The following is an 11,606-nucleotide window of genomic DNA, read 5'->3' on the forward strand; positions in this document are numbered from 1 at the left end:
AAGAAGTGCCATTGATGACATTTCCTCAGTTGGCACTTCACTACTAACAGGGAGTGCCACTTGATGAAAACCCTGCTGCTGGTTGCCACCGGCCTGCTCAGTACCCAGGCCCTCGCGGCTGACACCCTCACCGTTTATACCTACAGCTCCTTCACCGCCGAATGGGGACCTGGTCCCAAGATCAAGCAGGCATTCGAGAAAGAGTGCGGTTGCAACCTCAATCTTGTGGCGCTGGAAGATGGCGTCGCCATCCTCAATCGGCTGCGGCTGGAAGGCAAGCACAGCAAGGCCGATCTGGTGCTGGGGCTGGACGATGCCCTGTTGAGCGAAGCCAAGCAGAGCGGCCTGTTCGCCCCGCATACCACCAAGCTCGATGGCATCAAGGTGCCGGGCGGCTGGCAGGATGACACCTTCGTCCCCTATGACTACGGCTACTTCGCCTTCGTCTACAACAAGGACAAACTTAAAGCGCCCCCCAAGAGCCTGAAAGAGCTGGTAGAACGCCAGGATCTCAAGGTGATCTATCAGGATCCACGCACCTCTACCCCGGGTCAGGGGCTGATGCTGTGGATGAAGTCCGTCTATGGCGATCAGGCGCCTGCCGCCTGGACCCAGCTTGCCAAAAAGACGGTCACTGTGACCAAGGGCTGGTCCGAAGCCTATGGCATGTTCCTCGATGGGGAAGCGGACATGGTGCTCTCCTACACCAGCTCCCCTGCCTATCACCTGATCGCCGAGAACAAGCCCCAGTATCAGGCCGCCGCCTTCGAAGAGGGTCACTACCGTCAGGTGGAAGTGGCCGCCAAGCTGAAAAGCGCCAAACAGGGCAAGCTGGCCGACCAGTTCCTGCAGTTCATGATAAACCCCGCCTTCCAGCAGGAGATCCCTGCCGGCAACTGGATGTATCCGGTGACAGATGCGCCGCTGCCCAAGGGCTTCGAGCAGATGATCACAGTCAGCAAGCCGCTGAGTTTCACCAGCGATGAGGTGGCCGCCAATCGCAAGAACTGGATCCGCGAGTGGCTGCAAGCCGTCACCCAGTGAGCACCAAGGTTCGTCCCCTCTGGTGGCTGCCGGGTAGCGCAGCCACCCTGTTGATCCTGCTGTTGTCCCTGGGGCCGCTCGTCGCCCTGCTGTGGCAGGCCGGTTCGCTGGCCCCCCGCACCCTGCTGGCAGATCCCTATCTGCGCCATGTGCTGGGCTTCAGCCTGGGGCAGGCGCTGCTCTCCACCCTGCTGAGCTTAGGTGTAGCCATTCCGGTGGCAAGAGCGCTGGCGCGGCGCCGCTTCATCGGTCGACGCCTGCTGCTCAAGCTGTTTGGGCTCTCCCTGGTGCTGCCGGTCATCATCGCCATCTTCGGCATTGTGGCGGTTCACGGCAAACAAGGCTGGCTATCGCAGCTGCTGCGCGGCCTGGGGCTGGATCCCGGCAACTACCTGTACGGCCTGTTTGGCATACTGCTGGCCCATGTGTTCTTCAACATGCCGCTGGCGGCGCGCCTTATGCTGCAGAGCATAGAGAGCATCCCCGAATCGAGCTGGCGTCTCGCCAGTCAGCTGGGCATGCGCTCCTCCCACATCTTCCGGCTGCTGGAGTGGCCGCTCATTCGCGGCATACTGCCGGGGCTTGCCAGCCTCATCTTCATGCTCTGTTTCACCAGCTTCACCACTGTGCTGGCGCTGGGGGGGGGACCCAGGTCCACCACGCTGGAGGTGGCCGTCTATCAGGCGCTGCGCTTTGATTTCGACCTCGCCACCGCCGGCGGCTTGGCACTGGTGCAGCTGATCCTGACGGCCACTCTGCTCCTGCTGCAACACAAGCTGCAGACCACACCGGCCAGCCGGATCAGCAGCCATCGCCCCTGTCTTCGACCGGATCGTCATCAACCGGGGACCGTGCTGGTGGATGCCGTGGCGCTCTGCACCGGGCTCGCCATCTTCCTGCCGCCTCTGCTGGCAATCCTGGTGGCCGGATTCAATCCCGGCCTGCTGACGGCGCTGGCCTCGGCGCAGCTGTGGCAGGCCAGCGGCCAGTCGCTGCTGATCGCACTGGCGGCGGGTACCCTGGCTACCCTGCTCGGCAGCGGCCTGCTGCTCACCAGCCGTCACCTCAAGGTACGCACCCGTCAGCGGCGTGCCGCAGCTCTGTGGGAAGCCAGTGGATCCATGATCCTGATGATACCGGCGGTGGTGCTCTCCACTGGCCTCTTCATCATGTTTATGCCCTTTACCGATGTCTTTGCCCTCGGCCCCTGGCTGGTGGTACTGGTCAACGCCCTGATGGCATTGCCCTATGTGCTGCGCACCCTCTCAGCCCCCATGCAGCTGGTGGTGCGCCAGTACGATAGACTGGCCGACAGCCTGGGGGTGCGCGGTCTGCATCGCCTTCGGCTGGTGGAGTGGCCCCTGCTGCGCCGCCCGCTGGCACTGGCCATGGCGCTCTCGATGATACTGTCGCTCGGGGATCTCGGCGCCATCGCCATGTTTGGCAGCCAGGAGCTCACCACATTGCCCTGGCTGCTCTATCAGCAGCTCGGCAGTTACCGGCTAACCGAGGCTGCCGCCACCGCACTGCTGCTGCTCACGCTCTGTTTTTCCCTGTTCTGGCTGGTAGAACGCGGGCTTGGAGGAAAAAATGCTGAACATTGATGGGCTGGTCACCAGCTACCCCGATTGGCGAGTCAGCTTCAGCGCGACCCTGCCCAAGGGAGAGATCACCGCGCTGATAGGACCAAGCGGTGCGGGCAAGTCGACCCTGCTCGGCATGATCGCCGGTTTCGTGCCGGTGGAGTCAGGCACCCTCAGCTTCGACGGCGAAGATCTGCTGCCGCTGGGGCCTGCCGAGCGGCCGGTCACTACCCTGTTTCAGGATCACAACCTCTTCCTGCACCTGTCGGTGTTCGACAACATCGCCATCGGCCTGCACCCTGGCCTGCGTTTGAGCCCGGCTCAGCGAGCTCAGGTGAAACAGGCCGCAGAGCGGGTCAGCCTTGGCGACATGCTGGCGCGGCTGCCGGAGCAGCTCTCCGGCGGCCAGCAACAGCGGGTCGGGCTGGCGCGCGCCCTTGTGCGTGGCAAGCCCTTGCTGCTGCTGGATGAACCTTTCTCGGCGCTCGATCCCGCCTTGCGCCGGGAGATGCTGGCGGAGGTGGCCAGGCTCGCCTGCGAGCAGGCCATCACAGTGCTGATGGTCTCTCACAATCCGGAAGATGCGCAACTCATCGCCGACCAGGTGCTGTTTGTCGACGAGGGACGCATCGCCCTGCAGGGCACACCGGATATACTGCAAAACAGTGATCATCCCGGCCTGCTGCGCTACCTTGGTCGCGCTCTAGCCCCCTAGTGGATGGCCAACAAGCTGATGGCCCCCCCCTATCATGCCGGAGGATGCCCAGCTCATCGCCGATCAGGTGCTGTTTGTCGACGAGGGCCGCATCGCCCTGCAGGGCACACCCGATATACTGCAGAACAGCGATCATCCCGGCCTGCTGCGCTACCTTGGGCAATGACCCCGGGACACTGAACCGGCGACGGGATCAAAAAAGGGGAAGCCGCTTGGCTTCCCCTTTTTCATATGAAGATAGTCAGTTAAATCAGAGATTTTCCTCGGCAAAAGAGGCGAGCTTGCTGCGCACCACCCCGTTCAGGAAGATGTTGGCACTGCCGTCGAAATCCTTGAAACGCTCGACTATGTAGGTCAGACCCGAGGTCACCGGGCTCAGGTAGTTGGAGTCGATCTGGGCCAGGTTGCCGGAGCAGACGATCTTGGTCCCCTCGCCGCAACGGGTGATGATGGTCTTGATCTGGGACGCGGTCAGGTTCTGGCACTCGTCCAGCAGCACGAAAGTGTTCTGGATGCTGCGCCCGCGCATGAAGTTGACCGATTTGAACTGGATGTTGGCCTTCTCCATGATGTAGCTCAGCGAGCCGCTCATGTTCTCGTCCTGCTTGTGCAGCACCTCCAGGGTATCTGTCACCGCCGCCAGCCAGGGCATCATCTTCTCTTCTTCGGTGCCGGGCAGGAAGCCGATGCTCTCGGCAATCTCGGGGGTATTGCGGGTGACGATCACCTTCTCGTAAATCCCCTTCTCAATCACCAGCTCCAGTGCGGCGGCCATGGCCAGCAAGGTCTTGCCGCAACCGGCCGGGCCGGTCAGGATCACCAGATCGATGTGCGGATCGAGCAGGGCATCCAGCGCCATGCCCTGATAAACGTTCTTGGGATGGACCCCCCAGGCCTTGCGTGACATCAGTCGCTCACGGCCCAGATCCTTGATGCGGATCTTGTGGCCATCGTTGCTCAATACCCGGGCGGCGAAGAAATTCTCCTCGTCGAGCAGGTACTGATTGACGTGTACTCCTTCCAGCAAGTTCGAGTCGATCACATGAACGGTATCGCGGCCATGGGTCTCGCTGTCACACTCGCCGACCCGCTCCCAGAAACTGCCGGGCACCACCTGAAAGCCTTTGGCCAGCAGACGGATATCGTCGATCAGCTGGTCGCTGCGATAATCCTCGACGTGCGCCAACCCGGCCCCCTTGGCCTTGAGGCGCATGTTGATGTCCTTGGTCACCAGCACCACCTGGCGTTTCATCTCATGCTTTTGCAGATAGAGGGCCGCGTTGATGATGCGGTTGTCCGCCTCCTTGTCGGTGAACACCTCGGCATCCTGGGGCAGATGGTGGTCACTGAAGATACAGATATTGCCGCTCGCCTCACCCGCCAGCGGTACGCCCTGGGTGATCTGCTCCGGCGTTGCATCGCGGAACACGTCTTCCAGCGCACGAATGGCCACCCGCGCATCGCGGCTGACATCCTTGTGGCGATCCTTGATGTTGTCGAGCTCTTCCAGCACCGTCATGGGGATGAGCACGTCGTGCTCTTTGAAGGAGTAGATGGCGAGGGGTTCGTGAAGCAGAACGTTGGTATCCAGGATAAACAGCTTTCGGTCCGTATTGTCCATAAGCATCCTCCTTGGCACTGAAGGTGCCACGTGTGTGAATCTCAGATGTCATTGAAACCACACGAGCGTGACAGTTTTATTACCCCCAACGCTACGCCCGATTTTACTATCACGCAACAAATCGCTTGAACGGCAGGATCGTTCGAACAGAAAAGCAGCAATAAAAAGACCGGCACTGTGGCCGGTCCTCTTCCATCACTTGTCTGCTTTAGCTGCACTTGGAGTCGCCGCAGTTGAGACAGGTCATGCAGCCATCCTTTTGCACCAGCGCCTTGGTATTGCACTTGTAGCAGAGTGCCGCACTGGCCGGGAAGCCACTGCCGGCCTGCTGTTCTTCTGCCTGCTGTGGGAGCTGCAATTCAGCCTGTTTCTCGGCCAGAAATGCCTGCTGATGCTCATCCAGCCCCGGCAGCTTGATCATGCCGATCTCAGTGAGATGGGTCTCGATCACGTTGCCAATTTCGGCGATAAGGGAGGGAACATACTTGCCCTTGTTCCAATAGCCGCCCTTGGGATCGAACACGGATCTCAGCTCCTCCACCAGGAAAGTGACATCCCCGCCCTTGCGAAACACCGCCGAGATGATACGGGTCAGCGCCACTATCCACTGATAGTGTTCCAGGCTCTTGGAGTTGATGAAGATCTCAAACGGGCGGCGGGTCTCGTGAACCGTGCCCTCGTTGAGAATGATGTCGTTGATGGTGATGAACAGCGAGTGCTCGGAGACATGCTCCGGCGTCTTCAGCTTGTAGGTAGTGCCCATCAACCGCTCCGGCCGCAGCACCGTCTCGTGCATGTGCACCACGTCATCCTGCGGAGCCAGATCTTCCTGCGGCTCATCCCGGGTTTTCACCTTGTAGGCGACGATTTTCTTGTCGATCTTCTTGACCATAATCTGTTCTCAGAATTTACCGTAATAGCCTTCTTTCAAGGCGTCATAGAGGTTGGCGGCGGTATGCAGCTCGCCATCGTATTCGATCTCTTCGTTCCCCTTGACGGAGATGACGGAGCCATCCTCCAGGGTGAACTCGTACTGAGTGTTCTCCAGATCCTTCTCCTTAACCAGCACGCCCTGGAAGGCCTCAGGATTGAAGCGGAAGGTGGTGCAGCCCTTGAGCCCCGAGTCCGAGGCATACATGTAGATGTCCTTGAACTGCTCGAACGGGAAGTCGGTCGGCACATTGGCGGTCTTGGAGATGGAGGAATCAATCCAGCGCTGGGCCGCTGCCTGAATATCCACGTGCTGGGCCGGGCTGATGTCGTCGGCCGTGATGAAGTAGCCCGGCAGGCGGCTGGCGTCATCCTCCGAGTAAGGCATTGCGCCGGCGTTGACCAGCTCACGGTAGGCGAGCAGCTCGAACGAGTAGACATCCACGCTCTCCTTGCTCTTCTTGCCTGGCTTGATGACGTTGCGGCTGTAGTGATGGGCAAAGCTCGGCTCGATACCGTTGCTGGCGTTGTTGGCCAGCGACAAGGAGATGGTACCGGTCGGCGCTATGCTGCTGTGGTGGGTGAAGCGCCCCCCCACCTCGGCCAGCTCGGCCACCAGGGCGGGATCCACCTCGGCCACCTGCTGCATGTAGCGGCTGTAGCGCGCATGCAGCACCTTGCCCTTCACCTTGTCGCCCAGCTTGATGCCATCGGCCGCCATTTCGGGGCGCAGGCGCAGCATCTTGCCGGTTACCTCGAACTCCTGCTCCATGATGGGGGCAACCCCCTTCTCTTTCGCAAGACGCAGGGACTCCTGCCAGCCAGTCATGGCCAGCTCCTGGGATACCTGCTCGGTGAAGGCGACGGAGGCGGCTGAGCCGTATTTTATCTGCAGCATGGTGAGGGTCGAGCCAAGGCCGAGGAAGCCCATGCCGTGACGGCGCTTGGCTGTGATCTCTTCGCGCTGCTTGGGCAATGGCAGCTGGTTGATCTCCACCACGTTGTCCAGCATGCGGGTGAAGATGGCCACCACCTTGCGAAACCCCTGCCAGTCGAAGGCAGCCTGTTCAGTAAAGGGATCGCGCACAAACCGGGTCAGATTGACCGACCCCAGTAGGCAGGCACCGTAGGGGGGCAAGGGCTGCTCACCGCAGGGGTTGGTCGCGCGGATCTCTTCACAGAACCAGTTGTTGTTCATCTGATTGACCTTGTCGATCAGGATGAAGCCGGGCTCTGCATAGTCGTAGGTGGAGGTCATGATGACGTTCCACAGCTTGCGGGCAGGCATGGTCTTGTAGACCTTGCAGGCCACCTGCCCCAGCGCGTTGATGACCACCCCTTCCTTGTTAGGCCAGTCGGCCCAGAACACCACTTCGGGATCGTCCAGCCCAATACCGTCCTGCTCCACCTCTTTGGCCGTGTAGGGGAAGATCAGCGACCAGGGAGCATCCTCTTTCACCGCCTTGACGAAATCCTCGGTGATGAGCAGGGAGAGGTTGAACTGACGCAAGCGGCCATCTTCCCGCTTGGCCTGGATGAATTCGATCACATCGGGATGACGGATATCCATGGTGCCCATCTGGGCGCCGCGGCGACCGCCGGCTGACGAGACGGTGAAACACATCTTGTCATAGATATCCATAAAGGAGAGCGGGCCCGAGGTATAGGCACCGGCACCCGAGACGAAGGCGCCGCGCGGGCGCAGGGTCGAGAAATCATAACCGATGCCGCAGCCGGCCTTCAGGGTCAGGCCGGCCTCGTGCACCTTGCCGAGGATATCGTCCATCGAATCTTCGATGGTACCGGAGACGGTACAGTTGATGGTTGAAGTGGCCGGCTTGTGCTCGAAGGCACCCGCGTTGGAGGTGATACGCCCCGCCGGAATGGCGCCGTTGCGCAGCGCCCACAGGAAGGGCTCATACCAGGCATCAGGCTCGCGCTCCTGCTCGGCCAGGGCGCGGGCAACCCGCTGGTAGGTCTCGTCGATAGAGCTATCGATGGGGGCCCCATCCTTGCTCTTGAGACGATACTTGCTGTCCCAGATCTCGAGGGACGTTTCCTGCAGGGGGATGAGGCGGGAGCCGAGTTCACTCTCCAGCACCGGGTTGGATTTAGCCATTTTCAATCAACCTTATGTGAATGCATCAACGTCATGACAGCGACAAAAACACAACCAATAGTGACGATTATAAAAAATAACACAATATATAGTATAACTACTGCCATGAGGGCGCCGATTCTATCCTAAAAAAATGCCCCGGCCAGCAGGTTTCTGGGCCGAGACATTTAACTGATTCATTTCCTGAAAGATTTAGCGATCAGGAAGCACTCAGGGTTTCTTGACGTACACGGTCGGTGTCTCGCCAGCCATATTCAGATAGAACTCATAGACCCCATCCGCATCCGGCGAGAACTTCATGTCCTCATACTTGGAGCAGGGGTTGACCGGCACGGCTTCCCCACCCAGCACGACGACACCATCACTCGGGCTCTTGTAACCGAAGTTGGTGCCACAGCTCCAGCCCGAGTCGGCAAACTTGAACTTGTAGGGAGCCCACTCTTTCTTGAGCGTGCCTTTGGCCATGTAAAGCTTGTCAGCGACCTTGACCACCTTGCTCGCATCGGTTGCCATCCAGTCGTTCATCTCCCCACGCAGGTAGATGGACTTGCCACCGAAATCGCTATTGTCTGCCGCCTGTTCTGCACCACCATGGGATGCGCAACCGCCTAATACCAGGGTTCCCGCCGCCAGCATCATCGTTACTGTTCTTTTGAACATGTGTCCATTCCTCAAATTATTGTGATTCCTTGGCCCATCGAACGTGAGCAGACGAATTAAAGCAGAGCGGGCATCACAAGAAAGGTAGAGGCATCACATTCTGTGTTTTTTATATCCAACCAGTGGGATAAATGGATGAGTTTCGAGCGAAACGATGCAAAAAATGCGGGACAAGATACGGGGAGGGAATCGAGCGAAAGTCTCGTAAGGGGGCTATCACATGGCGATGAGTGCCAAAGACTCAAATTTCAAATAATAAAAAACCCCGCTCATCGAGCGGGGTTCTTCGTGTTGGGTGCCTGGCAGTGTCCTACTCTCGCATGGCGAATGCCACACTACCATCGGCGCTACCGCGTTTCACTTCTGAGTTCGGCATGGGATCAGGTGGTTCCACGGCGCTATGGCCGCCAGGCAAATTCTTCAATCTGAGAAAGCTGACGTGAATAACGATTTGCCTGTTGGCTTCGTTATCACTGAATTAGGTAGTAGTTCTTCGATTTGCTACAAGCCTTAGAACACTTCTTGGGTGTTGTATGGTTAAGCCTCACGGGTAATTAGTATGGGTTAGCTCAACACGTCGCCGCGCTTACACACCCCACCTATCAACGTTGTGGTCTCCAACGGCCCTTTAGGACCCTCAAGGGGTCAGGGATGACTCATCTCAGGGCTCGCTTCCCGCTTAGATGCTTTCAGCGGTTATCGATTCCGAACTTAGCTACCGGGCAGTGCCACTGGCGTGACAACCCGAACACCAGAGGTTCGTTCACTCCGGTCCTCTCGTACTAGGAGCAACTCCCTTCAATCATCCAACGCCCACGGCAGATAGGGACCGAACTGTCTCACGACGTTCTGAACCCAGCTCGCGTACCACTTTAAATGGCGAACAGCCATACCCTTGGGACCGACTTCAGCCCCAGGATGTGATGAGCCGACATCGAGGTGCCAAACACCGCCGTCGATATGAACTCTTGGGCGGTATCAGCCTGTTATCCCCGGAGTACCTTTTATCCGTTGAGCGATGGCCCTTCCATTCAGAACCACCGGATCACTATGACCTACTTTCGTACCTGCTCGACCTGTCCGTCTCGCAGTTAAGCTGGCTTATGCCATTGCACTAACCTCCTGATGTCCGACCAGGATTAGCCAACCTTCGTGCTCCTCCGTTACTCTTTGGGAGGAGACCGCCCCAGTCAAACTACCCACCAGGCACTGTCCGCGAGCCCGATTCAGGGCCCTGCGTTAGAACATCAAACATACAAGGGTGGTATTTCAAGGACGGCTCCAGCGCAACTGGCGTCACGCCTTCAAAGCCTCCCACCTATCCTACACATGTAGGTTCAATGTTCAGTGCCAAGCTGTAGTAAAGGTTCACGGGGTCTTTCCGTCTAGCCGCGGGTACACCGCATCTTCACGGCGAATTCGATTTCACTGAGTCTCGGGTGGAGACAGCATGGCCATGGTTACACCATTCGTGCAGGTCGGAACTTACCCGACAAGGAATTTCGCTACCTTAGGACCGTTATAGTTACGGCCGCCGTTTACCGGGGCTTCGATCAAGAGCTTCGCTTGCGCTAACCCCATCAATTAACCTTCCGGCACCGGGCAGGTGTCACACCCTATACGTCCACTTTCGTGTTTGCAGAGTGCTGTGTTTTTGATAAACAGTCCCAGCCATCTGGTCACTGCGACTCCCAACTGCTCCATCCGCAAGGGACTTCACTGTCAAGAGCGAACCTTCTCCCGAAGTTACGGTTCTATTTTGCCTAGTTCCTTCACCCGAGTTCTCTCAAGCGCCTTGGTATTCTCTACCCGACCACCTGTGTCGGTTTGGGGTACGATGACTTGTAATCTGAAGCTTAGAGGCTTTTCCTGGAAGCAGGGCATCAATGGCTTCACCACCGTAGTGGCTTCGTCTCGTGTCTCAGTGTTGTGTCTCCGGATTTGCCTAGAAACACCACCTACGCACTTTCACCAGGACAACCGTCGCCTGGCCCACCTAGCCTTCTCCGTCCCCCCATCGCAATTACAAGTCGTGCAGGAATATTAACCTGCTTCCCATCGATTACGCCTTTCGGCCTCACCTTAGGGGTCGACTCACCCTGCCCCGATTAACGTTGGACAGGAACCCGTGGTCTTCCTGCGAGGGGGATTTTCACCCCTTTATCGTTACTTACGTCAGCATTCGCACTTCTGATATCTCCAGCATACCTCTCGATACACCTTCGCAGACTTACAGAACGCTCCCTACCACTCACACATAAGTGTGAATCCGCGGCTTCGGTGCCTGGTTTGAGCCCCGTTACATCTTCCGCGCAGGCCGACTCGACTAGTGAGCTATTACGCTTTCTTTAAATGATGGCTGCTTCTAAGCCAACATCCTAGCTGTCTGAGCCTTCCCACATCGTTTCCCACTTAACCAGAACTTTGGGACCTTAGCCGGCGGTCTGGGTTGTTTCCCTCTTCACGACGGACGTTAGCACCCGCCGTGTGTCTCCCGGATATTACTTACTGGTATTCGGAGTTTGCATGGAGTTGGTAAGTCGGGGTGACCGCCTAGTCCAAAAAGTGCACTACCCCAGTAGTATTCGTCCGAGGCGCTACCTAAATAGCTTTCGGGGAGAACCAGCTATCTCCGAGTTTGATTGGCCTTTCACCCCCAGCCACAGGTCATCCCCTAACTTTGCAACGTTAGTGGGTTCGGTCCTCCAGTTGATGTTACTCAACCTTCAACCTGCCCATGGCTAGATCACCCGGTTTCGGGTCTACACCTTGCAACTAGACGCCCAGTTAAGACTCGGTCTTCCCACGGCTCCCCCTATCCGTTTACCTCGCTACAAAATATTAGTCGCTGACCCATTATCCAAAGGGTACGCAGTCACCCCGAAGGGCTCCCACTGCTTGTACGTACACGGTTTCAGGTTCTATTTCACTCCC

7 protein-coding genes, 2 rRNA genes and 1 pseudogene (1 of these 10 only partly in view) are annotated in these 11,606 nt (G+C 58.2%); 4 read left to right on the top strand and 6 right to left on the bottom strand.

The window, feature by feature from the left end; genetic code table 11:
- Positions 1 to 63 precede the first annotated feature (63 nt).
- From thiB to ONZ54_RS18210, 4 genes and pseudogenes are all read left to right on the top strand, one after another.
- Positions 64 to 1,044, top strand: a complete 981-nt coding sequence (thiB, locus tag ONZ54_RS18195) for a thiamine ABC transporter substrate binding subunit (protein WP_271786844.1) — start codon at positions 64 to 66, stop codon at positions 1,042 to 1,044.
- Positions 1,041 to 2,648, top strand: a complete 1,608-nt coding sequence (thiP, locus tag ONZ54_RS18200) for a thiamine/thiamine pyrophosphate ABC transporter permease (RefSeq protein WP_125596184.1) — start codon at positions 1,041 to 1,043, stop codon at positions 2,646 to 2,648. The genes thiB and thiP overlap by 4 nt, the downstream gene beginning before the upstream one ends.
- The gene (gene thiQ, locus ONZ54_RS18205; RefSeq protein WP_058393656.1) at positions 2,635 to 3,342 is read left to right on the top strand and encodes a thiamine ABC transporter ATP-binding protein; all 708 of its coding nucleotides are present in this window, start codon (positions 2,635 to 2,637) and stop codon (positions 3,340 to 3,342) included. The genes thiP and thiQ overlap by 14 nt, the downstream gene beginning before the upstream one ends.
- Positions 3,343 to 3,379: 37 nt before the next feature.
- Positions 3,380 to 3,508: pseudogene (locus ONZ54_RS18210) on the top strand (thiamine ABC transporter ATP-binding protein); the annotation flags it as partial.
- Between the two features lie 84 nt (positions 3,509 to 3,592).
- Here ONZ54_RS18210 and ONZ54_RS18215 read toward each other — a convergent pair.
- The 6 genes from ONZ54_RS18215 to ONZ54_RS18240 form a co-directional block, all read right to left on the bottom strand.
- Positions 3,593 to 4,963 carry a PhoH family protein gene (locus tag ONZ54_RS18215; protein WP_043556002.1) on the bottom strand — a complete coding sequence of 457 codons (1,371 nt, stop codon included), beginning with the start codon at positions 4,961 to 4,963 and terminating at the stop codon, positions 3,593 to 3,595.
- Positions 4,964 to 5,171: 208 nt separating this feature from the next.
- Positions 5,172 to 5,855: a TSCPD domain-containing protein gene (locus ONZ54_RS18220; RefSeq protein ID WP_271786845.1), complete on the bottom strand. Its 684-nt coding sequence runs from the start codon at positions 5,853 to 5,855 to the stop codon at positions 5,172 to 5,174.
- A 9-nt stretch (positions 5,856 to 5,864) separates the two neighbouring features.
- Positions 5,865 to 8,012, bottom strand: a complete 2,148-nt coding sequence (locus tag ONZ54_RS18225) for an adenosylcobalamin-dependent ribonucleoside-diphosphate reductase (protein ID WP_271786846.1) — start codon at positions 8,010 to 8,012, stop codon at positions 5,865 to 5,867.
- Positions 8,013 to 8,222: 210 nt separating this feature from the next.
- On the bottom strand, positions 8,223 to 8,672 hold the full coding sequence (locus ONZ54_RS18230; protein ID WP_271786847.1) for an early set domain-containing protein: 450 nt from the start codon (positions 8,670 to 8,672) through the stop codon (positions 8,223 to 8,225).
- A 297-nt stretch (positions 8,673 to 8,969) separates the two neighbouring features.
- Positions 8,970 to 9,084: ribosomal RNA gene (rrf, locus tag ONZ54_RS18235) — 5S ribosomal RNA — on the bottom strand.
- Between the two features lie 121 nt (positions 9,085 to 9,205).
- Positions 9,206 to 11,606, bottom strand: a 23S ribosomal RNA gene (locus ONZ54_RS18240) (it continues 485 nt past the right edge of the window).

The sequence above is a fragment of the Aeromonas salmonicida genome (genome assembly GCF_028355655.1).
GTDB classification, from domain to species: Bacteria; Pseudomonadota; Gammaproteobacteria; order Enterobacterales; family Aeromonadaceae; genus Aeromonas; species Aeromonas salmonicida.

Bases quoted from the DNA above. Each gene is read 5' to 3' on its own strand.
- thiB (WP_271786844.1), top strand. From the start codon at position 64: ATGAAAACCCTGCTGCTGGTTGCCACCGGCCTGCTCAGTACCCAGGCC.
- thiQ (WP_058393656.1), top strand. From the start codon at position 2,635: ATGCTGAACATTGATGGGCTGGTCACCAGCTACCCCGATTGGCGAGTC.
- ONZ54_RS18215 (WP_043556002.1), bottom strand. From the start codon at position 4,963: ATGGACAATACGGACCGAAAGCTGTTTATCCTGGATACCAACGTTCTG.
- ONZ54_RS18220 (WP_271786845.1), bottom strand. From the start codon at position 5,855: ATGGTCAAGAAGATCGACAAGAAAATCGTCGCCTACAAGGTGAAAACC.
- ONZ54_RS18225 (WP_271786846.1), bottom strand. From the start codon at position 8,012: ATGGCTAAATCCAACCCGGTGCTGGAGAGTGAACTCGGCTCCCGCCTC.
- ONZ54_RS18230 (WP_271786847.1), bottom strand. From the start codon at position 8,672: ATGTTCAAAAGAACAGTAACGATGATGCTGGCGGCGGGAACCCTGGTA.